Source organism: Dyella terrae, assembly GCF_022394535.1.
Lineage (GTDB): Bacteria > Pseudomonadota > Gammaproteobacteria > Xanthomonadales > Rhodanobacteraceae > Dyella.
Genome location: NZ_CP089414.1, coordinates 2,676,570 through 2,700,883, shown reverse-complemented (window position 1 = coordinate 2,700,883; position 24,314 = coordinate 2,676,570). Strand labels below are relative to the sequence as shown.

Below are 24,314 nucleotides of genomic sequence, written 5' to 3'. Positions count from 1 at the left end.
GATCTCAATGCGAAGTGAAGAGTTGGGCGAAGCGTTCGGCGGCGCCGCGGACGTCCGGGTCGCCGAAGACGGCCGAGATCACGGCCAGGTAATCGGCGCCGGCATCGATCAGTGAGCCGCCATTGTCTGGTGTGATGCCGCCGATCGCCACTCGCGGCACGCCGAGCGTGGCGGACTGCCGCAGCAGGTCGAACGAAGCACGGCGTGCATGCGGCTTCGTGGGCGATGGAAAGAACGCGCCAAAGGCAATGTAATCGGCACCGGCGGAAGCCAGGTCGCGGGCGCGCTCCAACGAGTCGTAGCAGGACACGCCGATGATGGCGCCCTCGCCAAGTACTGCGCGGGCGGCGGCTACATTGCTGTCGTCTTCGCCCAGATGTACGCCTGCTGCACCTGCCGCGCGCGCCAGCTCCACGTCGTCGTTGACGATCATGGTGACGTCACGGGCAGCGCATAGGGCACGGAGCGCTCGGACTTCATCGAGCCGGCGCGAATGATCGGTCGTCTTGTCCCGGTATTGCAGCAACCGGGCCCCGCCGGCCAGCGCCTGCGCCACGGTTTCGAGCAGATCGCGGCGAGGGCCGTCGGTAATGACATAAAGGCCTCGGCCCTGGAGTTTTGTATGCATGCCAATCAGTCCTGGAAAAGCGGCGCCATACGCTTTCGCATCGGCGGGGGGAGTTGCGAGAATGAACCTCTTATTGTCCATATCAAGCAGTTCACGATGAATCAGAGCACCAACGAAACCGGCACCCTGCGCAAATGGATGTGTGTCGTCTGTGGCTTCATCTATGAAGAGGCCCTGGGCTTGCCCGACGAAGGCATCGAGCCCGGCACCCGTTGGGCCGATGTTCCCGATACCTGGACCTGCCCGGACTGCGGCGCGACCAAGGAAGACTTCGAGATGATCGAAATCGACTGATCCTGATCCTCGCGTTGCCCTGAAACGGCCCGATTCCGTCATCGTACGGACCGGGCCGTTTGTTTAGATGCTCCTGCAAGCCGGAAAAGGTGGGCAACCCAGGCAGGAGCAGCACCATGCAGCAGTTCATTCCGTTCGAAGATGAGTGGGACATCCTGGACAGGCTCAGTCCCGAAGACCTCATTCCCTATCATGTCGGCGTTCCATGCCGGCATGACTTGGCGGCCAACGACCACCACGCCGAGCCGGCCGCGCCGACGTTCACGACCCGGGCGCCAATGTACGCCACCATCCCGCCTAGGCGCTCGGGGACATAAAGCCCCGATAGGGAGCGCCCAATAGCGGCTGCGTCCTTCGCCGGGATCCGCTGGCCGTTTTCTTTGCCACTCTAATGCGAGCCTGTTACGTGCACGGCGCTCTTGGCTGCCAGAAAAGCACGTTGAGACTCGGCTTCCCGACGGAGTTGACTTCTATGGCAACGGTATAGGGGCCGCGCCGATCATGGCGAACTCCATATAAGGAGAGGCGCTGATCACGGAGCTTCATGGCCTGGATTTCATGTGAACCCGGGCGGAGACGACCGCATTGAAGCCCTCGGCCCGTTGTCATACGAGCGCTCAATTTCAGAAATACCTTGGTAGCACGTGCGCTTACGAACGCCACACGCGGGCGTGTGTCATCAATGTGAAAAAAACGTGCTTCCCCCCTTCCCAACTCTGGGGGGCCAAGCTATTATCCCGCTCCTGCCCTGACGAGAAGCTCTTCCTCACAGGGTTCTGCCGAAAGGCCTGAAGCAAAAAGATTTCGCTGAAGGTGTTGACGGACAGGAAAAACGATGTAAGATAAGCGGCTCACTCGGAACGAAATGTTCCGAAGCGGAAACGGAAACGGACCGCAAGTGATTGAGATCTTTGACAGTGTGCGCAGGTGACTTGTGTGGGCGTCTTGCGTGGATGATTGAATGTCCATATATGCAAGCGTCTAACCTAAGAGTCAATTCAAAAGCTTGACGTTTTATGGTTAGGACTAACGCTTCAGAAAGATAGATCGAGTGGTTGCCTTCGGGTGGTCATGAGGTCGAAAACTTAAGTGAAGAGTTTGATCCTGGCTCAGATTGAACGCTGGCGGCATGCCTAACACATGCAAGTCGAACGGCAGCACAGTAGAGCTTGCTCTATGGGTGGCGAGTGGCGGACGGGTGAGTAATGCATCGGGATCTACCCAAGCGTGGGGGATAACGTAGGGAAACTTACGCTAATACCGCATACGTCTTACGAGAGAAAGCAGGGGACCTTCGGGCCTTGCGCGGTTGGACGAACCGATGTGCGATTAGCTAGTTGGTAGGGTAATGGCCTACCAAGGCGACGATCGCTAGCTGGTCTGAGAGGATGATCAGCCACACTGGAACTGAGACACGGTCCAGACTCCTACGGGAGGCAGCAGTGGGGAATATTGGACAATGGGCGCAAGCCTGATCCAGCAATGCCGCGTGTGTGAAGAAGGCCTTCGGGTTGTAAAGCACTTTTATCAGGAGCGAAATACTACCGGCTAATATCCGGTGGGGCTGACGGTACCTGAGGAATAAGCACCGGCTAACTTCGTGCCAGCAGCCGCGGTAATACGAAGGGTGCAAGCGTTAATCGGAATTACTGGGCGTAAAGCGTGCGTAGGCGGTTATTTAAGTCTGTTGTGAAATCCCCGGGCTCAACCTGGGAATGGCAATGGATACTGGATAGCTAGAGTGTGATAGAGGATGGTGGAATTCCCGGTGTAGCGGTGAAATGCGTAGAGATCGGGAGGAACATCAGTGGCGAAGGCGGCCATCTGGATCAACACTGACGCTGAGGCACGAAAGCGTGGGGAGCAAACAGGATTAGATACCCTGGTAGTCCACGCCCTAAACGATGCGAACTGGATGTTGGTCTCAACTCGGAGATCAGTGTCGAAGCTAACGCGTTAAGTTCGCCGCCTGGGGAGTACGGTCGCAAGACTGAAACTCAAAGGAATTGACGGGGGCCCGCACAAGCGGTGGAGTATGTGGTTTAATTCGATGCAACGCGAAGAACCTTACCTGGCCTTGACATGTCTGGAATCCTGCAGAGATGCGGGAGTGCCTTCGGGAATCAGAACACAGGTGCTGCATGGCTGTCGTCAGCTCGTGTCGTGAGATGTTGGGTTAAGTCCCGCAACGAGCGCAACCCTTGTCCTTAGTTGCCAGCACGTAATGGTGGGAACTCTAAGGAGACTGCCGGTGACAAACCGGAGGAAGGTGGGGATGACGTCAAGTCATCATGGCCCTTACGGCCAGGGCTACACACGTACTACAATGGTCGGTACAGAGGGTTGCAATACCGCGAGGTGGAGCCAATCCCAGAAAGCCGATCCCAGTCCGGATTGGAGTCTGCAACTCGACTCCATGAAGTCGGAATCGCTAGTAATCGCAGATCAGCTATGCTGCGGTGAATACGTTCCCGGGCCTTGTACACACCGCCCGTCACACCATGGGAGTGAGTTGCTCCAGAAGCCGTTAGTCTAACCGCAAGGGGGACGACGACCACGGAGTGGTTCATGACTGGGGTGAAGTCGTAACAAGGTAGCCGTATCGGAAGGTGCGGCTGGATCACCTCCTTTCGAGAACGACATCTTCTCCCCGCAAGACGTCCACACAAGACACCTGCACTTTATTTCACGCGAAGTATTGCTTCACGCGGCATATTTGCCGCGACAAGCAAGACCGGCCATCCCTGGTCGGTTTCTTCAAAGAAACCCCGCTTCGACGGTAACGTCGTGGGCGAGGTTTTTTTGTTGATGCAAAGGTTCCCGGGTCTGTAGCTCAGGTGGTTAGAGCGCACCCCTGATAAGGGTGAGGCCGGTGGTTCGAGTCCTCCCAGACCCACCACTGAATCACTTGGGGCCATAGCTCAGCTGGGAGAGCACCTGCTTTGCAAGCAGGGGGTCGTCAGTTCGATCCTGACTGGCTCCACCATTTTGGTGGCACGACGTGAAATGAAGGCAGCGCACACATAAAGATTTAGAAACGAGGCGGCATTGTGGCCGTTCTTGTGTTCTTTGACAAAGTAAACGAGTGACAAGCGTTTTGGTTCGAAACCGAACCGAGATGTGTCGTTGAGGCAATTAAGCGAACGCGTTGTTTGGACATCGATAATCATCACCTCGTAAGTGATGCGTTATCGGCCCCGAGGCGACTTGGGGTTATATGGTCAAGCGACCAAGCGTATACGGTGGATGCCTTGGCAGTCAGAGGCGATGAAGGACGTGGCAGCCTGCGAAAAGTGTCGGGGAGCTGGCAACAAGCTTTGATCCGGCAATGTCCGAATGGGGAAACCCACTCCGCAAGGAGTACTGCATGATGAATACATAGTCATGCAGGGCGAACCCGGGGAACTGAAATATCTAAGTACCCGGAGGAAAAGAAATCAACCGAGATTCCGTCAGTAGCGACGAGCGAACGCGGACTAGCCCAAAAGTTTCTAGTGTTTTAGCCGAACGGTTTGGAAAGGCCGGCCATAGCGGGTGATAGCCCCGTAGGCGAAAGGGCATTAGAGATGAAATTGAGTAAGGCGGGGCACGAGAAACCCTGTCTGAACATGGGGGGACCATCCTCCAAGGCTAAATACTCCTGACTGACCGATAGCGAACTAGTACCGTGAGGGAAAGGCGAAAAGAACCCCGGAGAGGGGAGTGAAATAGACCCTGAAACCGTATACGTACAAGCAGTGGAAGCCCGCAAGGGTGACTGCGTACCTTTTGTATAATGGGTCAGCGACTTACTGTCAGTGGCAAGCTTAACCGTATAGGGGAGGCGAAGGGAAACCGAGTCTGAATAGGGCGCATAGTCTCTGGCAGTAGACCCGAAACCGAGTGATCTATCCATGGCCAGGTTGAAGGTGCGGTAACACGCACTGGAGGACCGAACCCACATCTGTTGCAATAGATGGGGATGAGCTGTGGATAGGAGTGAAAGGCTAAACAAACTCGGAGATAGCTGGTTCTCCTCGAAAGCTATTTAGGTAGCGCCTCGTATGAATCTTCCTGGGGGTAGAGCACTGTTATGGCTAGCGGGCCATCGCGGCTTAGTAAACCATGGCAAACTCCGAATACCAGGACAGAATGTACGGGAGACACACGGCGGGTGCTAACGTCCGTCGTGAAAAGGGAAACAACCCAGACCCGCAGCTAAGGTCCCCAAGTTATAGCTGAAGTGGAAAACGATGTGGAAAGGCATAGACAGCCAGGAGGTTGGCTTAGAAGCAGCCACCCTTTAAAGAAAGCGTAATAGCTCACTGGTCGAGTCGGTCTGCGCGGAAGATTTAACGGGGCTAAGCTATACACCGAAGCTCGGGGTGCACACTTTGTGTGCGCGGTAGAGGAGCGTTCCGTAAGCCTGTGAAGGTGAGTTGAGAAGCTTGCTGGAGGTATCGGAAGTGCGAATGCTGACATGAGTAACGATAATGGGGGTGAAAAGCCCCCACGCCGAAAGCCCAAGGTTTCCTCGCGCAACGTTCATCGGCGCAGGGTGAGTCGGCCCCTAAGGCGAGGCAGAAATGCGTAGTCGATGGGAAGCTGGTTAATATTCCAGCACTTGTCTGTAGTGCGATGTGGGGACGGAGAAAGTTAGGTCTACCGGGCGTTGGTTGTCCCGGGGAAAGGCGGTAGGCATGAGGGTTAGGCAAATCCGGCCCTCTTTATGCCGAGCACCGAGACGAGTCCTTTTGGACGAAGTGACTGATACTACGCTTCCAGGAAAAGCCACTAAGCTTCAGCTACAGAGAAACCGTACCGTAAACCGACACTGGTAGGCAGGGTGAGAATCCCAAGGCGCTTGAGAGAACTCGGGTGAAGGAACTAGGCAAAATGGCACCGTAACTTCGGGAGAAGGTGCGCCCTCCGATGTGGTCACGTGCGTGACTGAGCATTGGAGGGTCGCAGTAACCTGGCCGCTGCGACTGTTTATCAAAAACACAGCACTCTGCAAACACGAAAGTGGACGTATAGGGTGTGACGCCTGCCCGGTGCTGGAAGGTTAATTGATGGGGTCAGCCGCAAGGCGAAGCTCTTGATCGAAGCCCCAGTAAACGGCGGCCGTAACTATAACGGTCCTAAGGTAGCGAAATTCCTTGTCGGGTAAGTTCCGACCTGCACGAATGGCGTAACGACAGCGGCGCTGTCTCCACCCGAGACTCAGTGAAATTGAAATCGCTGTGAAGATGCAGCGTTCCCGCGGCAAGACGGAAAGACCCCGTGAACCTTTACTACAGCTTCACACTGAACGTTGAGTTCTTCTGTGTAGGATAGGTGGGAGGCTATGAAACCGAGACGCTAGTTTCGGTGGAGCCATCCTTGAAATACCACCCTGAAGTGCTTGACGTTCTAACCTAGGTCCGTAATCCGGATCAGGGACCGTGTGTGGTGGGTAGTTTGACTGGGGCGGTCTCCTCCCAAAGAGTAACGGAGGAGCACGAAGGTACGCTCAGCGCGGTCGGACATCGCGCACTGTGTGCAAAGGCATAAGCGTGCTTGACTGCGAGATCGACGGATCAAGCAGGTACGAAAGTAGGTCTTAGTGATCCGGTGGTTCTGTATGGAAGGGCCATCGCTCAACGGATAAAAGGTACTCCGGGGATAACAGGCTGATACCGCCCAAGAGTTCATATCGACGGCGGTGTTTGGCACCTCGATGTCGGCTCATCACATCCTGGGGCTGTAGCCGGTCCCAAGGGTATGGCTGTTCGCCATTTAAAGTGGTACGCGAGCTGGGTTCAGAACGTCGTGAGACAGTTCGGTCCCTATCTGTCGTGGGCGTTGGAGATTTGAGAGGGGCTGCTCCTAGTACGAGAGGACCGGAGTGGACGTTCCGCTGGTGTTCGGGTTGTCATGCCCATGGCATTGCCCGGTAGCTACGAACGGAAGCGATAACCGCTGAAAGCATCTAAGCGGGAAGCGCGCCTCAAGATGAGATCTCCCGAGACTTCGAGTCTCCTTAAGGCACCATCAAGACTAGGTGGTTGATAGGCGCGGTGTGGAAGTGCAGCAATGCATTGAGCTTACGCGTACTAATGAGCCGTGAGGCTTGACCATATAACCCCAAGACGCTTCGCAGACATTATCGTCTCGACGAAACATCTAGTTCGAATTTCACCAAACGCTTGTCACTCGTTTACACCCTCTGCGGAACTGGCGCATTTATGCGCTGTTCCCACCCTTTCCCTGGCGGCTATAGCGCTGTGGTCCCACCCGATCCCATCCCGAACTCGGAAGTGAAACGCAGCTGCGCCGATGGTAGTGTGAATCCTCATGCAAGAGTAGGTCACCGCCAGGGGCTTTATCCCTCAAACGCCTTCCCATCCGGGAAGGCGTTTGTCTTTGCGCGAAAGGAAAACATCACACGCCGCGACTATGGATCGGCGCTCGCTCTCCTGAACGCTCAAGCGTGACTAGATGTCCTGGGCCGCATAAATTTGCGATCATCCGTAGTCCCATTCTGACAACGTGATGTACATGACGACTCCGGAAAAGAGCCGCCCTAGTCCGCTCCCTTATCTGATTTTCTCTTCCCGCTGGTTGCAGCTGCCGCTCTATCTCGGCCTGATCGTTGCCCAAGCTATCTACGTCGTACAGTTCCTCCGTGAGCTGTGGCATCTGGTCGATGCAACGCTGCTGGGCCACATCGCGCCGGGTGCATCGGCGGACAGCGCCGAAACGACCATCATGCTGACCGTGCTCGGTCTGATCGACGTGGTGATGATCTCTAATCTGCTGGTGATGGTGATCGTTGGCGGCTACGAAACTTTCGTGTCCCGCTTGAAGCTGGAGAACCACCCTGATCAGCCGGAATGGCTATCGCACGTGAATGCCACGGTGCTCAAGGTCAAGCTCGCCATGGCGATCATCGGCATTTCATCGATCCACCTGCTCGCGACCTTTATCAAGGCCGCCTCCCTCGATGCCGAAACGATCAAATGGCAGCTGCTGTTGCATCTGGCGTTCGTGGTGTCGGCGCTTGCGTTGGCCTTTATCGATCGCATCATGCAGCCCAGCGGCAAGCCCGCCACGCATTGACGCTGCTTCCGGCCCCGCGCATGCGGGGCCGATGTTGCTACGCTTAACGTGTTATCCATCGCGTGCGGGAGTGGAAGGGCGTGAAGCAGCGTTACATCCTTGCCCTGGATCAGGGAACCACCAGCTCCCGCGCGATCCTGTTCGATCACTCGGCTTCAGTCGTTGGCGTGGCACAGCGCGAGTTTGCGCAGATCTTTCCCCAGCCGGGCTGGGTCGAGCACAGTCCGCGCGACATTCTCACGAGTGTCCTGGTCACCGTGACCGAGCTGCTCGCCAATACGCAGATTGAGCTTTCGGACATCGCGGCGATCGGCATTACCAATCAACGCGAAACGACCGTGGTCTGGGATCGCGCCACTGGGCAGCCCATTCACAACGCGATCGTCTGGCAATCGCGCCAGAGCATCGAGATCTGCGAGCAACTGCGCCGTGATGGCTACGAGCCGCTTGTGCGTGAGCGCACGGGCTTGCTGATCGATGCCTATTTTTCAGCAACCAAGTTGCGCTGGATACTCGATCACGTCGAGGGAGCGCAGGCACGCGCGGAACGCGGTGAGCTGTTGTTCGGAACGATCGATAGCTGGCTGATCTGGAACCTTAGCGGCGGTTCGGCGCACGTGACGGACGTGAGCAACGCGGCCCGTACCCTGCTCTACGACATTCATCGCCGTTGCTGGGACGACGACCTGCTCGCCATGTTGAACATCCCTCGCGCAATGTTGCCCGACGTGCGCTCCAACAGCGAGATCTACGCCCATACCGCGCCCACACAGTTCTTCGGTGCGAGCCTACCGATCGCGGGTGTCGCAGGCGATCAGCAGGCTGCCCTCTTCGGGCAGGCCTGTTTCAGTCCCGGTATGGCCAAGAACACCTACGGCACTGGTTGCTTCATGCTGTTGAACACGGGCGAGCAGGCGGTCCCCTCCAAGCACGGGTTGTTGACGACGATCGCCTGGCAGCTAGGGGATCGTGTCGACTACGCCCTCGAGGGGAGCATCTTCGTCGCGGGCTCGGTGATTCAATGGCTGCGTGATGGCCTGCGGATGCTGGGCAAGGCCTCGGATTCACAGGCCTACGCGGAGCGCGTCGCTTCCAGTGAAGGCGTTTACGTGGTGCCAGCGTTTGTCGGGCTGGGCGCGCCGTACTGGCGTAGTGATGTGCGTGGCGCTGTCTTTGGTTTGAGCCGAAGTACGAGCAAGGAGCACTTCGTACGCGCAGCGCTCGAATCGATGGCCTACCAGTCACGGGATGTACTGATGGCCATGGAGGCGGACGCGGGCCTAGCGTTGAAGGAACTGCGTGCGGATGGCGGCGCGATAGCCAATGATTTCATGGCGCAGTTCCAGAGCGATATGCTCGGTGTTCCTGTACTCCGTCCGCGGGTACAGGAAACCACGGCGCTTGGTGCCGCCTATCTCGCAGGGTTGGCGGTGGGGTTTTGGGAGAGCTGTGAGGAGATCGCGGCACTGTGGCAAGTGGACCGGCGATTCACGCCGATCATGCGGGAAACTGAACGCGATCGGCTATATCGCGGGTGGCGGAATGCGGTCGAGGCCACCATCGGTTTTCGCGTTGACTGAAGTAAAGAGGCCTCTCGAAGGAGGCCTCTTTTTGCCGTGCGATATCGAATGAATAGCCGTATGGACGGCCATTTTCAGTCGATCGCGTAGCCGAACTGTTCCTTGAACTCCGTCGAAAACTGCGCGTAATCGAAGTGCTGATTCTGTGTGCCCGGATGCTCAACTTTCAGTGCGCCCATCAAAGAGGCCATGCGGCCCACGGTCGCCCAATCCTTACCCTTCATGATGCCAAAGATGAGGCCGGCGCGGTACGCGTCGCCGCAGCCGGTGGGGTCCACCACCTGACGCTCGCGCGCCGGGGGGGATCTCATGGGTAGTGCCGTCCGTATGGATCAGCGAACCACGCGGACCCAACGTGACGATGTAGGCCTTCACGCGCGAGGCGATCTCCTCCGCACTCCAGCCGGTGCGCTGCTGCAATAGCTGCGACTCGTAGTCGTTGACGATGACGTACGTGGCCTTTTCGATCATCGAACGGAATTCCGCGCCGTCGAACAACGGCATCGCCTGGCCTGGATCGAAGATGAAGGGCACGCCGCGTGCGGCGAATTCATCCACGTGCTGCAGCATGGCGTCGCGGCTGTCTGGTGCCACGATGGCAAAGGTCGTGTCCGGAATGTCGCGCACATGGTTGGTGTGCGCGTTGAGCATGGCGCCAGGGTGGAACGCCGTGATCTGGTTGTTGTCCAGGTCCGTCGTGATGAAACACTGCGGCGTGAACTGGTCATCGAACACCCGCACGTAATCGAGGCGGATGCCGCACTTCTCCATATGAGCCTGGTAGGGACCAAAATCCTGCCCCACCGTGGCCACCGGCACCGGGTCGGCACCGAGCAACTTCAGGTTGTAGGCGATGTTGCCGGCGCAGCCACCGAACTCGCGGCGCATCCGCGGGACCAGGAACGACACGTTCAGGATATGGACCTGATCCGGAAGGATGTGATTTTTGAACTGGTCCTGGAACACCATGATGGTGTCGTAGGCGAGTGATCCGCAGATGACGGCAGACATGATGCGAGGATATTCCCTGGCAGATGGATGGCAGTCCGGGTGGCGCACGCGCCAGCCTGGCTCAAAGTTCCCGATCATACTGATAACCGGGTCCAACTGCGACTTTCTTGCGACTCTGTCGTTCGAGAAGGAGCCCTAGAAAACCGTCTATCACAGCGTAAAACAAAGGCTTTCTTAACGAGATTGTCCTTGCGATTCCGTGGTTTGCTGACTGAGACTGGCGCGCTTACTTTTTAGCTATAGCCGGCGCGCGGCGGACCCATGTTCAAGAAGTTTCGCGGATTTTTCTCCAACGACATTTCGATCGACCTCGGCACGGCCAACACCCTCATTTACGTGCGGGGTCAGGGCATCGTCCTGAACGAGCCGTCGGTGGTGGCTATCCGCCAGGACCGCGGTCCGGGTGGCCCACGTGCCGTGGCCGCCGTCGGTAGCGACGCAAAGAAGATGCCAGGTCGCACGCCGGGCAATATCGCCACGGTGCGCCCGATGAAGGACGGCGTGATCGCTAACTTCTCGATGACCGAGGCGATGCTGCAGCATTTTATCAAGCAGGTGCACAAGTCGCGCATGCTGCGGCCGAGCCCGCGTGTGCTCGTGTGCGTACCCTGCGGCTCGACCCAGGTGGAACGCCGCGCCATCAAGGAATCCGCCGAAGGCGCCGGTGCCCGTGACGTGTTCCTGATTGAGGAGCCGATGGCCGCCGCTATCGGTGCCGGCATCCCGGTACATGAGGCCCGCGGCTCCATGGTGCTGGATATCGGTGGCGGCACGTCCGAAGTGGCTGTGATCTCGCTTAACGGCATCGTGTACTCGCAGTCCGTGCGAGTGGGTGGCGACCGTTTCGACGAGGCCATCATCAACTACGTGCGCCGCAATCACGGCACCCTGATCGGCGAGTCGACGGCCGAGCGCATCAAGCTGGAAATCGGCTGCGCGTTCCCGCAGACGAACGTGAAGGAGATCGAGATCTCCGGCCGTAATCTGGCCGAAGGCGTGCCGCGCATGTTCACCATCAACTCCAACGAGGTGTTGGAGGCACTGCACGAGCCGCTGTCAGGCATCGTGGCTGCGGTGAAGTCGGCTCTCGAGCAGACTCCGCCGGAACTGTGCTCTGACGTCGCCGAGCGCGGCATCGTGCTCACCGGTGGCGGTGCTCTGCTGCGTGACCTGGATCGCCTTATCTCCGAGGAAACCGGTCTGCACGTGCAGGTGGCGGACGAACCGCTGACCTGCGTGGCCCGTGGCGGCGGTAAGGCGCTGGAGCTGATCGATCAGCACGGCAGCGACTTCTTCGCTCCTGAGTAAACCTAGCGACAGGGGTCAGGCCATGGCGCTTGCGCGCGAGGAATCCTCGCCCCTGTTTGCCGGCACTGTCGCCGGTACGCTCAGGCTCATCATTTATCTCGCGCTGGCCATGGTGCTGATGGTGCTCGACCATCGGAACGGCTGGATCTGGCGCCTGCGCTACACCACTTCGGTGCTGGTCGAGCCCGTGTATCGGCTGGCCAGCCTGCCGGCGGCAGGCATGCGTTCTCTCAGCGTTGCTTTTTCCGACCGCAAGTTGCTCACCGAGCAGAACCAGCGTCTGCGCGAAGACCTGCTGCTGGCCAACGCCAAGCTCAACCGCATGGCAGCTGTGGCTGAGCAGAACCAGCGCCTGAAGCAACTGCTGGACACGCAACACAGCCTTGACCTCAACGTGCAACTGGCCCGCGTCATTGACGTGGACCTCGGCACGTCCCGCCACCGCATGCTAGTCAACCTGGGCACCCACGACGGCGTGAAACCAGGGCAGGTGGTCATCGACGCCCACGGCGTGATGGGGCAGGTGGTAGAAGTCATGCCGCGTACGTCGCTGGTGATGCTGGTGACCGATCCGGACCACGCTATCCCCGTGGTCATTGAGCGCACCGGCCTGCGTACGGTGGCCTACGGCACGCGTGAAGGTGACCTGCTGAGTCTGCCGAACATTTCGATGGCAGCCGATGTGCATCCCGGTGACAAGCTGCTGACTTCTGGCCTGGGCGGGCGTTTTCCGCCGGGTTTCCCCGTGGGCGAGATCCAAAGCGTAGAGCCGGCGGCATCGGGCATGTTCCTTGAGGGTCGAGCCCGACCGGCTGCTGACCTGGATCGCAGCGACAACGTGCTGCTGCTGCATGACCTTGCTGAGCCCGTGGGGCCGCCCGAGCCTGCTGCGCAGGCCGGGCCGCCGTCCGATCTCGCCCCGGCGCCAGCATCTGCGAGCAGCACGGCACTGCCGCCGCGCCCGAGCGCAGTGCCGTCGCCCGCCGCGTCCGCCACCACGAATCCGGCGGTGCAGCCGTGAGCAAACCTCGCGTCAGTCTGTTGTGGTTTGTGGGCACGCTGGTGTTCAGCGTGTTGTTCATGCTGGTTCCGTTGCCGGCGCCGTTGCAGCCGTTCAAGCCCTACTGGCCGGCCCTGTTCCTGCTGTATTGGGCGCTTGAATCCGGTGATCGCGTCACGCTGGGGCTGGCTTTCATCGTTGGCCTTTTTGCCGACCTGCTCGACGGCGTTCTGTTGGGTGAGCACGCGATGCGCATGTGCGCGCTCGTGTTCATCGCCCTGCGGTTCCGCTCGCGCCTGCGTTTCTTCCCTATGTGGCAGCAGACGCTGGCCGTGCTGGCCCTGCTGCTGAACGACCGCGTGCTGCTGCTGATCGTGCGCACCTTTGCGGGCGATTCGTTGCCATCGGCAACGTGGTGGATCTCGCCGTTCATCGGCGCCATGCTGTGGCCGTTCCTGTTCCTGCTCATGGACGACCTGCGCATGCGCTTGCGCATCCAGTAACGCCATGGCACTGCGGCGACGCTCCATCAAGGACACGCGTGGCGAAGCCACGCTGTTCCGCGTGCGCGCCCTGGTGGGCTTCGCCCTGATCCTGATGGGGCTGGGCGTGCTGGTGGCGCGCTACCATTATCTGCAGGTGCAACGTCACGACGAGTTCGCGCTGCGCTCGGAAAACAACCGGGTCAAGCCGCGCGCCATTCCGCCGGCGCGCGGCCTCATCTTCGACCGTAACGGCGTGTTGCTGGCCGACAACGTGCCAGCCTTCCGTCTGGAAGTGGTGCCTGAGCAGATCAAGGATATGCCGGCCATGCTGGCCGCCATTCGCGAGGTGGTGCCGCTGGATGATGGCGACATCGATGCGTTCAAGAAGCAGCTCAAACAGAACCGCCGCTTCGACAGCGTGCCGTTGAAGCTGCACCTCACCGAAGACGAGATCGACCGCTTCGCCATCAGTCGCTGGCGTTTTCCCGGCGTGGACGTGGTGCCTTACCTCACGCGGCGCTATCCATACGGCGCGCTGTTTGCGCACGTGGTGGGCTACGTGGGCCGTATCGATGCGGACGACATGGCCCGCCTGGACGCCGATCGCTACAAGGGCACCAGCCACGTCGGCCGCAGCGGTCTGGAGCGCTCGTATGAGGACATGCTGCACGGCGAGCCGGGCTACGAGCTGGTCGAGGTGAACGCCGACGGTCGTGTGCAGCGCGTGCTGGAAACCCATGCGCCCACCCCGGGCAAGAACCTCTACCTGAGCATCGACGCGCGCGTGCAAAAGGCGGCGACCGATGCGTTCCAGGGGCGCCCGGGCTCGGCCGTGGCGATCGATCCGCGCAATGGCCAGGTGATGGCCATGGTCAGCGTGCCGAGCTACGACCCGAACCTGTTCGTCAACGGTATCAGCAAGGCCGACTACACCGGCTACATGACCGCCGAGGACACGCCGCTGCTCAATCGCGCGCTCAAAAGCGCCTATCCGCCTGGCTCCACGGTGAAGCCGTTCCTTGCGCTGGGCGGCCTCGAACTGGGCCTGCGCCGTCCTGAGGACACGGTGCTATCGACGGGTGAGTTTTGCATTCCCGGTCAGCAGCGTTGCTATCGCGATGACACGCGTGGCGGTAATGGCACCGTGAACATGGTGCGGGCCATCCAGCTTTCCACCAACACGTACTTCTACAGGCTTGCGTTGGACATGGGCATTGATCGCCTTGCCGGCTGGATGGGCAGTCTGGGTTTCGGCAAGAAGACTGGCATCGATTTGCTGGGCGAGTCCGAAGGCATCTTGCCGTCACGCGAATGGAAGGCCACCCGCAGCAAGTACCCGTGGTTTCAAGGTGAAACCGTCATTGCAGGTATCGGCCAGGGTTATTGGAACGTCACCGCGTTGCAGCTCGCGCATGCCACGGCGACGTTTGCAGGCCATGGCACGCCATACGCACCTCGGCTGGTCATGGCGACTCAGCAGGTGAAGGAGCGCCCAGTGCCGCTACCCAATCCAGCAACAGGGCCGTCGCTGATCCACAAGCCGCACGATTGGGATGTGGTGAATCAGGGCATGCTGGCCGTGGTCAACGAAGTCGGCGGTACGGCCAAAGGCCAGTTCACCGGCTTCCCGTATCTGGTCGCGGGCAAGAGCGGCACGGCAGAGCGCTTCTCCCGCCGCAGCAACGATTACGACACCAACAAGAACACTTCCTACCTGGCCACGCGCCACCGCGCCTGGTTCATTGCGTACACCCCGGTCGAGTCACCGCGCATCGCCGTGGTCGCCATGCTGGAGGCGGGCGCGTGGGGCGCTCAGGATGCAGGCCCCATCGTGCGCAAGATCATGGAAGCCTGGATCGCCTCGACCGGCGGCCCGGTGCCAGCAAAGAACAACGAAGCCGCGCCCAGCCCGGCATCCAGCGCGCCCTATGCTCCGGAAGTACCGGAGGACACCCCGGTCGCCACGCCAGCTGACATGTCCGCCATGCCAGCCGAAAGCACCAGCACGCCCGGGAACGATGACGGAGGGAACCCATGATCGACGCCCTCCAGGAACGTCTGGTCCGCTTTCTACAGCGCGTGGTCAAGCGGCCGCGCATCGACATTCCGCTTGCCCTTGGCCTGATGACGTTGGCGACCGTGGGCCTGGTGACGCTCTACAGCGCCAGCGGCGGCAACATCCCGATGATCGGTGGTCAGGCGGCACGCTTCGCCATGGGCGGCGTGCTGGTGCTGCTGATCTCGCGCATTCCGCCGTCGGTGCTGCGTACCTGGACGCCGTGGCTGTATGCGGGCAGTGTCTTCCTGCTGCTGGTGGTGGCGGCCATCGGCGAGGTGCGCAGCGGTTCCAAACGTTGGCTGGACCTGGGCGTGCTGTCGTTCCAACCGTCGGAACTGCTCAAACTCACCATGCCTATGATGGTCGCGTGGTACCTGCACCCTCGACAGCTGCCACCGAGCTGGAAGGACATCATCGCCGTCGGCATCCTCATAGGTATTCCGGCCGGCCTCATTGCCGAGCAGCCTGACCTCGGCACCGCGTTGCTGGTGTCGGCAGCCGGCGCGTTCGCGCTGTTCCTGTCCGGTATGCGCTGGTGGAAGATCGGCAGCTTGCTCGCCGTGGTGGGCGGCATGATCCCGGTGGCCTGGCACTTTCTGCACGAGTACCAGCGCAACCGCGTACGCACCTTGCTGGATCCGGAATCGGATCCATTAGGCAATGGCTGGCACATCATCCAGTCGCAGATCGCTGTCGGTTCCGGTGGCCTGTTCGGCAAGGGCTGGCAACACGGTACGCAGTCGCGCCTGGACTTTCTGCCGGAGCACACCACCGATTTCATTTTCGCTGTGTTTGCCGAAGAGTTCGGACTGGTCGGCGTGGCCTGTCTAATGCTGCTCTACGCCTTCATCATCGGCCGCTGCCTGTGGATCGCCATGGAAGCACGCGATACCTATTCGCGCTTGCTGGCCGGCGCCATCGGCATGAGCTTCTTCGTCTACGTATTCGTCAACGGCGGCATGGTGGCGGGCATGCTGCCGGTGGTGGGCGTACCCATGCCACTGATCAGCTATGGCGGCACCTCCGCCGTGTCACTGCTAACCGGCTTCGGCGTGCTGATGTCGATCTACGCCAACCGCAAGATTCACAAGTAACAGCGGCATCCGCCGCGTACGGTTAGGCGTAAATCGCAGGTAAAACCACCTGTTTTCGCTCGTCAGCATGCTAGGCTAGCCCCGTAGCATTTCCGACAGCGAAGTCATTCATGCCCTCGATTCCCGCGTCGCTCCCGACTCGTCGCCTTGTTGCCACGCTGGGCCTCCTTTTCGCCACGGCATGTATGCCGGCCCTCGCAGAAACCCATCCCGGACAGAATCAGCTGGTCAGCGAAGTGGCCCGCGACACGGGCAAGAGCACGACGTCGCTCAACGCCTTGCTGGATGGTGCGAAGAAGCAGCAAAGCATTCTCGATGCGATCAGCCGGCCAGCCGAAGCAAAGCCGTGGAAAGATTACCGGCCGATCTTCATCACGCCGCAGCGCATCAACGATGGCATTGCGTTCTATCGCCTGCACCGCACACTGCTAGAAAGCATCGGTAAGCAGTACGGCGTGGCGCCCGAGTACATCGTGGCGATCGTCGGCGTGGAAACCTCGTACGGCAAGGTCACCGGTAAGTACAAAGTGCTTGATGCACTGGTGACGCTGGGCTTGTACTACCCGCCGCGCGCCACGTTCTTCCGTGAGCAGCTCAAGACGCTGCTGGAACTCCCGGACAACCACCTCGCCGGCCCGGTCGACACACTCACGGGTTCGTATGCGGGCGCGCAAGGCTGGGGCCAGTTCATGCCATCCAGCATCCGCGACTTCGGCGTGGACGCGGACGGCGATGGTCATATCGATCTGAAGAACTCGCTGCCGGACATCTTCGCCAGCATCGCCAATTACTTTGCCAAGCACGGCTGGCAGAACGGTGGCCCGGTGGCGGCACCGGCGCGGGCCGATGGCGCCGCACGTGCGATTGCCGTCAAGGATTCCAAGCCGCAGTGGCCGCTCGAGCAACTCGAGGCGTGGGGTTATGCACCTGTGCAGTCGTTCAATCCGGCCCAGGCGAGCAGTCTGCAGTCGCTACAGGGCGCGGGCGGCACGGAATACTGGTTCACCTTCCAGAACTTCTACGTGATCACCACCTACAACCGCAGCCCATTGTATGCGCTGGCCGTGCACCAGCTGGCACAGGCGATTGCGGAAGGGGCGAACGGGATGGATGCCACGCAATGAGGTGGCGGCTTGCGCTGCCACTCCTGCTGATGGCGCTGCTGGCGGGTTGCAGCGGTGGCAAGACCCGTCCCTCCACGAGTCGCGGCACTTCGTCATCGCAGGGCGGTTATTCGTCCGGCAGCGGTTCGTCATCCTCGTCGCGCGGCGGTGTTAACGACGATATCAGCCGCTCACAGGGCAGTCGCTATCACGACGATGCGGACAGCGTGCCTGCCGGCCCGCCGCCGGAAGTCATCGCCAAACTGCCTGAGCCTGTGCCGAAAGTGGAGCCGCGCGCGCTCTACGGCAACAAGTCGCCGTATACCGTGCTCGGCCAAACCTACAACGTGCTGGCTTCACCCAGCGGCTACGTGGAGCGCGGCATCGCCTCGTTCTACGGCAACAAGTTCCACGGATACAAAACGTCGAGTCTCGAGGACTACGACATGTACCAGTTCAGCGCCGCGCACAAGACGCTGCCTATCCCCAGCTATGCGCGCGTGACCAATCTGGAGAATGGCAAGAGCGTGATCGTGCGCATCAACGATCGCGGCCCGTTCCACGAAAACCGCGTGATCGACCTGTCTTACGCGGCTGCCGTGCGCATCGGCGTGTGGCCCAAGGGCACGGGGCTGGTGGAAGTGCGCGCCATCGATCCCTCGCAGCCGCTTTCCGCACAAACCCTGCCGCCGCCACCGCCTCCGCCCAAACCTGCCAGCCCAGGGCCCGGAATTTACCTGCAAGTGGGTGCATTCTCGGATGCCACCAATGCCGAGCGGGTGGCGCAGCAATTGCGCGCCGCCAATTTTGCGCCGGTACAGGTGGTGAATGCCCAAATCAACGGCCGCAGCATTCAGCGCGTGCGTGTGGGGCCACTCGCTGGCGTCGACCAGGCCGACGATGTCACCTCGCGCATCGAGAATATGGGGCTGCCCCGGCCGCAGGTCGCGGTAGACTGACGTATTGAGTTTTCTTGCGGCGCCCCGGCGTCGCGATAGCCATTGGACCGAACTGAACGATGAACCTGATCCGCCGTACCCTCTCCTCGCTTGCCGTGGCCGCCCTGGTCGTCGGCACAGCTGTCGCCCAGCAGACGCCGCCCAAGCCCGTTCCGGTGCCGCGGCCAGTGACGCCGGAGGCACCCGTGCCGCCGCCGCCGGATGTGGATGGCAAGAGCTGGGTGTTGATGGATTACGCCACGGGTCAGGTGCTGGCATCCAAGGAGCCGGATCTGCGCGTCGAGCCGGCTTCTATCACCAAGATCATGACCGACTACGTGGTCTCGGCCGAGGTTGCCAACGGCAAGGTCCACATGACCGATCCGGTCAACATCAGCGAGAACGCGTGGCGCGGCGGCGGTGCGGGCACCGACGGCTCCACCAGTTTCCTCAAGCTCAATAGTCAGGTGCCGCTGAAGGACCTGCTGTATGGCCTGATCATCCAATCCGGCAACGATGCCGCCATTGCGCTGGCCGAACATACCGCCGGTTCGGAGCAGGCGTTCACCGGGCTGATGAACGGTTATGCCAAGCAGTTGGGCATGACAAACTCGAATTTCCAGAACGCATCGGGTTACCCGATTGCCAACCACTACAGCACGGCCCGTGACATCGCGATTCTCTCGCGTGCGCTGATCCACGACTTCCCCGAAGACTATGCCATCTCGGCTATCAAGGACTTCGAGTGGAACGGCATCAAACAGCACAACCGCAACCTGCTGCTGTGGCGCGACCCGACCGTCGACGGCATCAAGACCGGCCACACCGCCGCCGCGGGTTTCTGTCTGGCCGCCTCGGCCAAGCAGGGCGATTCGCGCATGATCGCCATCGTCATGGGCTCGACCAACGAGAAGAGCCGTGCCGACGCGGCGATGGCGTTGATGAGTTACGGTTTCCGCTTCTATGAGACGCACAAGCTGTATGACGGCGACAAGCCGTTGGCGACGCCGAAGCTGTGGAAGGGCCAGTCCAACCAGCTGCCGCTGGGCGTGGCCGACAACGTGCTAGTTACCGTCAAGCGCGGCGACTACGACAAGCTCAAGGCCACGCTCGACATTCCGGCCACGCTGGTCGCCCCGTTCACCAAGGGCCAGCAGGTAGGTACGCTACGCCTCACGCTGGACGGGCAGCCGGTGCAGAATGTGCCGCTGATCGCGCTTGCCGACGCCCCGCAGGCCGGCTTCTTCGGTCGCCTGTGGGACAGCATCATGCTGTGGTTCCACAGCGACAAGAAACCCGACGAGACCAAGTGACGAGGTGACGTGATGCGTGATATCGAGAGCATCGAGGCCCAGAAAGAGGGGCAGGGTTTCCAGTTCCCCGGCGAGTTTGAAATCACCGCCATGGGCAATGCCAATGCGGATCTGAAGGCCCGCGTGCCGCAGATCCTGGAAGGGATCGGCTTGCACGTGCTGCATGAGACGGTATCGCACCGCGACTCGCGCGAGGGCAACTTCATCTCAGTGACGGTGAGTTTCCGCGCCGAGAACCGCGAGCAGTACGACTTGGCGCACAGCTCGCTGCGCGCCGATCCGGACATTCGCTACACCCTGTAACGCTACCGGGCGCCTCGCGCTCCGGCCGCTGGCGGGCCCTGGGCCCGCCCGGCTGTGATGACTTCCAGCCCTTGCAAGGGTGGTCTCACGGCCGCAAATAATCAGCTCTATTCCCAGGCCATTCCCCATGTCCTTGCCGCTCAAAGTTCGTCGTCTCGGTCGCCAGCCCTACGAGGCGACCTGGGAGGCGATGAGCCAGTTCACCAACAACCGCGGGCCCGATACGCCTGACGAGCTGTGGTTGCTCGAACACGACCCCGTCTTCACCCTTGGCCAGGCCGGCAAGACCGAGCATGTGCTGGCGCCGGGCAACATCCCGGTGATCCATGTGGACCGCGGCGGCCAGGTGACCTACCACGGGCCCGGGCAGATCGTGGGCTACCCGATGATTGACCTGCGCCGCGCCGGCGTTGGCGTGCGTGAGCTGGTCAACAAGATCGAGCAGGCCATCATCGACACCCTGGGTCATTGGAATATCGGCGCGGATCGCCTGGAGGGCGCTCCGGGTGTCTACGTGGCGGGGGCCAAGGTAGCGGCGTTGGGCCTGCGGGTCCGTCGCGGCTGCAGCTTCCACGGGCTGGCCTTCAACGTGGACATGGATCTGGAGCCGTATCACCGCATCAACCCCTGTGGCTACAAGGGCTTGGCGGTCACGCAAGTGTTAGACTTGGGCGGTCCGTCGCGCCTGTCGGACGTCGAAGACGCCCTGGTGGAGGAGTTCTGCCGCCAGTTCGATTTCGTCGCCGAGGCTGCACCTCCCATTCTCCCTGAACTACCCGCTCGCGTAGCGGTCTGAGTCTGCCTACATGAGCGAAATTTCCACCTCCAAGGCCATTCCGATCAGCGTTGTCGGCGCTCCCGTCGACAAGCAGCTCGGCAACGACAAGATCGGGCTGAATCGTGCGGGCTTTGACACCAACGTACCCACGTTGCGCAAGCCCAGCTGGATTCGCGTGCGCCTGCCCCAAGGCAATGCCGTGCAGCAGTTGAAGTCTCGCCTGCGTGAGAACTCGCTCGTCACGGTGTGCGAAGAGGCCTCCTGCCCGAACATCCACGAATGCTTCAGCAAGGGCACCGCCACCTTCATGATCCTGGGTGAGGTGTGCACCCGCCGCTGCTCGTTCTGCGATGTGGCCCACGGCCGTCCGGCCGCGCCCGATCCGCTGGAACCGGCGCGTCTGGCTGAAACCATTCGCGACATGCGCCTGAAGTACGTGGTGATCACCTCGGTGGACCGCGACGACCTGCGCGACGGTGGCGCTGAGCATTTCGCCGCGTGCATCCGCGCAACGCGTCATGCGGCGCCGGACATCAAGATCGAGATCCTCACGCCCGACTTCCGCGGCAAGGGCCGCATGGAGCGCGCACTGGAAGTGCTGAAGGATTTCCCGCCGGACGTGTTCAATCACAACTTGGAAACCGTGCCGCACCTTTACCGCGAAGTGCGTCCGGGTGCGGACTACCAGTGGTCGCTGGATCTGCTCAAGCGCTTCAAGGCGCAGCATCCAGAGGTGCCGACCAAGTCCGGCATCATGCTGGGTCTGGGCGAGACGATGGAGCAGGTGCTGGAAACCATGCGCGACCTGCGCGCGCACGACGTGGACATGATCACCATCGGCCAGTACCTGCAGCCCACGCCGCATCACCATCCGGTGATCCGCTACTGGACCCCGGAAGAATTCGAATACCTGCGTGAAGCCGGCGAAGCGATGGGTTTCCATCACGTCGCTTCCGGCCCGCTGGTGCGTTCGTCCTATCACGCCGACCTGCAGGCTCATGCTGCAGGCGTCACTGAGCACGCTTAACCGAACTGGCTAGCCATCGAGACTCTATGAAACTGCGCCCCTCGCTTGCCCTGTTGCTAGCCCTCGCCGTTACCGGCGTCGGTGTCCACGCGCAGTCTGCTGCAGACCTTGCCGGCGACAACGCGCCGCGCAAGTTCTCCACGCTGCCGCTCAAGCCCACCGTCACGCAGGCGCAGGCAGCGCAGTTGTCCGCGCGCTTCCTCACGCGTTTCCACTACGACGCGAAGCCGCTTGACGACGCGATGTCGCAGAAGATCTACAAGGCGTACCTGGATAGCCTGGACGGCGAGAAGGTGTTTTTCACCCAGGCTGACCTGGCCAAGTTCGCGCCCCTGAAGACGCAGATGGACGATGCCATCTGGAACCAGGACCTGTCCGGTCCGTTCTCGATGTTCAACCTCTACATCACGCGCGCGATCGAGCGCATGACGTATGCGCGCGGCCTGTTGAAGCAGGGCTTCGACTTCAACACCCAGGACAGCTACAACTACGATCGCAAGAAGGCGGACTGGCCGAAAGACCAGGCGGAGCTCGACACCTTGTGGCGCGAGCGCACCATGAACGACTGGCTGCGCCTGAAGCTTGCCGGCCAGCCGGATGATGAGATCCGCAAAACGCTGGACAAGCGCTACGCCGGCTACATCGACCGTGTGAAGCAGCTCGACGGCGAAGACGCGTTCCAGTCCTTCATGAACTCGTACGCCGAGTCCACCGATCCGCACACCGATTACCTCGGTCCTCGCGCGGCGGAGAACTTCGATATCTCCATGAAGCTCTCGCTGGAAGGCATCGGCGCGGTGCTGCAGGCGCGCGACGAATACACCCAGATCCGCGAGATCGTGCCGGCTGGTCCGGCCGCCAAGTCGGGCAAAGTGCACGTGGGCGACCGCATCGTGGCGATCGGCGAAGGCACCAGCGGCCCGATGACCGATGTCATCGGCTGGCGCCTCGACGACGTGGTCAAGCACATCCGCGGCAAGAAGGACACGACGGTCCGCCTGGAGATTCTCCCGGCCGATACCGGCGTGGACGGCAAGCACCAGCTCATCAGCCTGGTCCGCCAGAAGGTGAGCATCGAAGAGCAGGCCGCCAAGAAGAAAGTCATCGAGATCAAGGACGCAGGCGTCACCCGCAAGATTGGCGTGATCGACCTGCCGAGCTTCTACTCCGACTTCGGCGCCCGCCGCGAAGGCGACAAAGACTTCAAGAGCGCCACCCGCGACGTCGCCAAACTGCTCGGCGAGCTGAAGGCTGAGGGCGTGGAAGGCGTGGTGATGGATCTGCGCAACAACGGTGGCGGCTCGCTGGCCGAAGCCAACGAACTCACCGGCCTGTTCATCGACCAGGGTCCGGTGGTGCAGGTGCGCGATGCGCGCGGCGAAGTGCAGGTACAGGGCGATGACGACCCGGGCATGTCCTGGAGCGGTCCGATGGCTGTGCTGGTCAATCGTGGTTCGGCTTCCGCATCGGAGATCTTCGCGGCTGCCATCCAGGACTACGGCCGCGGCCTGATCATCGGTCAGCCGACCTTCGGCAAGGGCACCGTGCAGAACCTGGTGGATCTGGACCGCTTCACCCGCAACAACAGCGAGAAGCCGCAGTTTGGCGAGCTGAAGATGACCATCCAGGAATTCTTCCGCATCAACGGCGGCTCCACCCAGCTGAAGGGCGTGACGCCGGACATCCAGTTCCCGAAGAATGGCGACGAGAAAGATTTCGGCGAATCGACCTACGACAACGCGCTGCCCTGGACGCAGATCGCGCCCGCCGACTACAAGCCGGTCGCTGACCTGAAGGCCTACCTCGGTCAGCTGCAGACCAAGCATGATGCCCGCGCGGTGAAGTCGCCGGCGTGGAAGCTGATGCTCGACGAGCTGGCGCAGTACCGGAAGATGCGCGACAAGACCACCATCTCGCTCAACTTTGCCCAGCGTGAAACCGAGCGTAAGGATCTCGACGCCATCCAGGCCGACTTCCGCACCCGCCACAAGGCGATCGACGGTGACGTGAACGTGGATGACAACGACTCGCTGGACGATGGCCTCAACGCCAACGAGCGCAGCCTCAAGAGCGAGCTGAAGCAGGAGAAGGACGCCAAGAAGGCGGCTGATCCGCAGCTGGACGAGACCGCGCACATCCTGTTCGATGCGGTGGGCCTGATCAAGGGCGACGCCAAGCTGGCGGCAGAAGTACTGCCCTACGGCGGCAAGTTCTCCAACATCAGTGCCACCACCGCAGCGGCGACGCCTGAGAAGGCGCCGCAGGAGCCGGCGGCGCACTGACGCACCGGTTCAGGCAAATAAAAAAGGCGGC

At 60.9% G+C, this 24,314-nt stretch carries 17 protein-coding genes, 2 tRNA genes, 3 rRNA genes and 1 pseudogene; 21 read left to right on the top strand and 2 right to left on the bottom strand.

The window, feature by feature from the left end; translation table 11 throughout:
• Positions 1 to 4: 4 nt before the first annotated feature.
• A complete protein-coding gene (gene thiE, locus DYST_RS11700; protein ID WP_239945841.1) occupies positions 5 to 628 on the bottom strand; it encodes a thiamine phosphate synthase in 624 nt (207 codons plus the stop codon).
• A 96-nt stretch (positions 629 to 724) separates the two neighbouring features.
• On the opposite strand from thiE, the gene DYST_RS11695 reads away from it, so the two are divergent.
• The 9 genes from DYST_RS11695 (at position 725) to glpK (ending at position 9,582) form a co-directional block, all read left to right on the top strand.
• Positions 725 to 922, top strand: coding sequence for a rubredoxin (locus DYST_RS11695; RefSeq protein ID WP_102301013.1), 198 nt, complete (start codon positions 725 to 727; stop codon positions 920 to 922).
• 116 nt (positions 923 to 1,038) lie between these two features.
• Positions 1,039 to 1,239: a hypothetical protein gene (locus DYST_RS11690; protein WP_239945837.1), complete on the top strand. Its 201-nt coding sequence runs from the start codon at positions 1,039 to 1,041 to the stop codon at positions 1,237 to 1,239.
• A 769-nt stretch (positions 1,240 to 2,008) separates the two neighbouring features.
• Positions 2,009 to 3,553 (top strand): 16S ribosomal RNA (locus tag DYST_RS11685).
• Between the two features lie 191 nt (positions 3,554 to 3,744).
• A tRNA-Ile gene (locus DYST_RS11680) sits at positions 3,745 to 3,821 on the top strand.
• Positions 3,822 to 3,832: 11 nt separating this feature from the next.
• A tRNA-Ala gene (locus DYST_RS11675) sits at positions 3,833 to 3,908 on the top strand.
• Positions 3,909 to 4,141: 233 nt separating this feature from the next.
• Positions 4,142 to 7,021: ribosomal RNA gene (locus DYST_RS11670) — 23S ribosomal RNA — on the top strand.
• 128 nt (positions 7,022 to 7,149) lie between these two features.
• Positions 7,150 to 7,262 (top strand): 5S ribosomal RNA (gene rrf, locus DYST_RS11665).
• Together the 16S, 23S and 5S rRNA genes with 2 tRNA genes alongside form the textbook arrangement of a ribosomal RNA operon.
• A gap of 179 nt (positions 7,263 to 7,441) precedes the next feature.
• The gene (locus DYST_RS11660; RefSeq protein ID WP_102301533.1) at positions 7,442 to 8,002 is read left to right on the top strand and encodes a TIGR00645 family protein; all 561 of its coding nucleotides are present in this window, start codon (positions 7,442 to 7,444) and stop codon (positions 8,000 to 8,002) included.
• Positions 8,003 to 8,082: 80 nt separating this feature from the next.
• Positions 8,083 to 9,582 carry a glycerol kinase GlpK gene (gene glpK / locus DYST_RS11655; RefSeq protein ID WP_239945836.1) on the top strand — a complete coding sequence of 500 codons (1,500 nt, stop codon included), beginning with the start codon at positions 8,083 to 8,085 and terminating at the stop codon, positions 9,580 to 9,582.
• Between the two features lie 74 nt (positions 9,583 to 9,656).
• Here glpK and DYST_RS11650 read toward each other — a convergent pair.
• Positions 9,657 to 10,593: pseudogene (locus DYST_RS11650) on the bottom strand (carbohydrate kinase family protein).
• Between the two features lie 261 nt (positions 10,594 to 10,854).
• Between DYST_RS11650 and DYST_RS11645 the strand changes: the two are divergent.
• From DYST_RS11645 to DYST_RS11590, 12 genes are all read left to right on the top strand, one after another.
• Positions 10,855 to 11,901 (top strand): rod shape-determining protein, encoded by a 1,047-nt coding sequence (locus tag DYST_RS11645; RefSeq protein ID WP_239945835.1) that lies wholly within the window; start codon positions 10,855 to 10,857, stop codon positions 11,899 to 11,901.
• A gap of 22 nt (positions 11,902 to 11,923) precedes the next feature.
• On the top strand, positions 11,924 to 12,922 hold the full coding sequence (gene mreC, locus DYST_RS11640; protein ID WP_239945834.1) for a rod shape-determining protein MreC: 999 nt from the start codon (positions 11,924 to 11,926) through the stop codon (positions 12,920 to 12,922).
• On the top strand, positions 12,919 to 13,404 hold the full coding sequence (mreD, locus tag DYST_RS11635) for a rod shape-determining protein MreD (RefSeq protein ID WP_102301528.1): 486 nt from the start codon (positions 12,919 to 12,921) through the stop codon (positions 13,402 to 13,404). Before mreC ends, mreD begins: the two co-directional genes overlap by 4 nt.
• A 4-nt stretch (positions 13,405 to 13,408) precedes the next feature.
• Complete coding sequence (gene mrdA / locus DYST_RS11630; RefSeq protein WP_239945833.1) at positions 13,409 to 15,424, top strand: penicillin-binding protein 2; 2,016 nt, start codon at positions 13,409 to 13,411, stop codon at positions 15,422 to 15,424.
• A complete protein-coding gene (rodA, locus tag DYST_RS11625) occupies positions 15,421 to 16,539 on the top strand; it encodes a rod shape-determining protein RodA (RefSeq protein ID WP_102301526.1) in 1,119 nt (372 codons plus the stop codon). Before mrdA ends, rodA begins: the two co-directional genes overlap by 4 nt.
• 110 nt (positions 16,540 to 16,649) lie before the next feature.
• Positions 16,650 to 17,663 carry a lytic murein transglycosylase B gene (mltB, locus tag DYST_RS11620; RefSeq protein WP_239945832.1) on the top strand — a complete coding sequence of 338 codons (1,014 nt, stop codon included), beginning with the start codon at positions 16,650 to 16,652 and terminating at the stop codon, positions 17,661 to 17,663.
• Positions 17,660 to 18,601: a septal ring lytic transglycosylase RlpA family protein gene (locus tag DYST_RS11615; protein ID WP_239945831.1), complete on the top strand. Its 942-nt coding sequence runs from the start codon at positions 17,660 to 17,662 to the stop codon at positions 18,599 to 18,601. The genes mltB and DYST_RS11615 overlap by 4 nt, the downstream gene beginning before the upstream one ends.
• A gap of 59 nt (positions 18,602 to 18,660) precedes the next feature.
• A complete protein-coding gene (locus DYST_RS11610) occupies positions 18,661 to 19,893 on the top strand; it encodes a D-alanyl-D-alanine carboxypeptidase family protein (RefSeq protein ID WP_102301523.1) in 1,233 nt (410 codons plus the stop codon).
• A gap of 12 nt (positions 19,894 to 19,905) precedes the next feature.
• A complete protein-coding gene (locus DYST_RS11605) occupies positions 19,906 to 20,196 on the top strand; it encodes a YbeD family protein (RefSeq protein ID WP_239945830.1) in 291 nt (96 codons plus the stop codon).
• Between the two features lie 127 nt (positions 20,197 to 20,323).
• On the top strand, positions 20,324 to 20,992 hold the full coding sequence (gene lipB, locus DYST_RS11600) for a lipoyl(octanoyl) transferase LipB (RefSeq protein ID WP_239945829.1): 669 nt from the start codon (positions 20,324 to 20,326) through the stop codon (positions 20,990 to 20,992).
• Between the two features lie 10 nt (positions 20,993 to 21,002).
• Positions 21,003 to 22,001, top strand: coding sequence for a lipoyl synthase (gene lipA / locus DYST_RS11595; protein WP_102301520.1), 999 nt, complete (start codon positions 21,003 to 21,005; stop codon positions 21,999 to 22,001).
• A 26-nt stretch (positions 22,002 to 22,027) separates the two neighbouring features.
• Positions 22,028 to 24,283 carry a carboxy terminal-processing peptidase gene (locus DYST_RS11590; protein WP_239952026.1) on the top strand — a complete coding sequence of 752 codons (2,256 nt, stop codon included), beginning with the start codon at positions 22,028 to 22,030 and terminating at the stop codon, positions 24,281 to 24,283.
• The last annotated feature ends 31 nt before the right edge of the window (positions 24,284 to 24,314 follow it).

Bases quoted from the DNA above. Each gene is read 5' to 3' on its own strand.
- thiE (WP_239945841.1), bottom strand. From the start codon at position 628: ATGCATACAAAACTCCAGGGCCGAGGCCTTTATGTCATTACCGACGGC.
- DYST_RS11695 (WP_102301013.1), top strand. From the start codon at position 725: ATGAATCAGAGCACCAACGAAACCGGCACCCTGCGCAAATGGATGTGT.
- DYST_RS11690 (WP_239945837.1), top strand. From the start codon at position 1,039: ATGCAGCAGTTCATTCCGTTCGAAGATGAGTGGGACATCCTGGACAGG.
- DYST_RS11660 (WP_102301533.1), top strand. From the start codon at position 7,442: ATGACGACTCCGGAAAAGAGCCGCCCTAGTCCGCTCCCTTATCTGATT.
- DYST_RS11645 (WP_239945835.1), top strand. From the start codon at position 10,855: ATGTTCAAGAAGTTTCGCGGATTTTTCTCCAACGACATTTCGATCGAC.
- mreC (WP_239945834.1), top strand. From the start codon at position 11,924: ATGGCGCTTGCGCGCGAGGAATCCTCGCCCCTGTTTGCCGGCACTGTC.
- mrdA (WP_239945833.1), top strand. From the start codon at position 13,409: ATGGCACTGCGGCGACGCTCCATCAAGGACACGCGTGGCGAAGCCACG.
- rodA (WP_102301526.1), top strand. From the start codon at position 15,421: ATGATCGACGCCCTCCAGGAACGTCTGGTCCGCTTTCTACAGCGCGTG.
- mltB (WP_239945832.1), top strand. From the start codon at position 16,650: ATGCCCTCGATTCCCGCGTCGCTCCCGACTCGTCGCCTTGTTGCCACG.
- DYST_RS11615 (WP_239945831.1), top strand. From the start codon at position 17,660: ATGAGGTGGCGGCTTGCGCTGCCACTCCTGCTGATGGCGCTGCTGGCG.
- DYST_RS11610 (WP_102301523.1), top strand. From the start codon at position 18,661: ATGAACCTGATCCGCCGTACCCTCTCCTCGCTTGCCGTGGCCGCCCTG.
- DYST_RS11605 (WP_239945830.1), top strand. From the start codon at position 19,906: ATGCGTGATATCGAGAGCATCGAGGCCCAGAAAGAGGGGCAGGGTTTC.
- lipB (WP_239945829.1), top strand. From the start codon at position 20,324: ATGTCCTTGCCGCTCAAAGTTCGTCGTCTCGGTCGCCAGCCCTACGAG.
- lipA (WP_102301520.1), top strand. From the start codon at position 21,003: ATGAGCGAAATTTCCACCTCCAAGGCCATTCCGATCAGCGTTGTCGGC.
- DYST_RS11590 (WP_239952026.1), top strand. From the start codon at position 22,028: ATGAAACTGCGCCCCTCGCTTGCCCTGTTGCTAGCCCTCGCCGTTACC.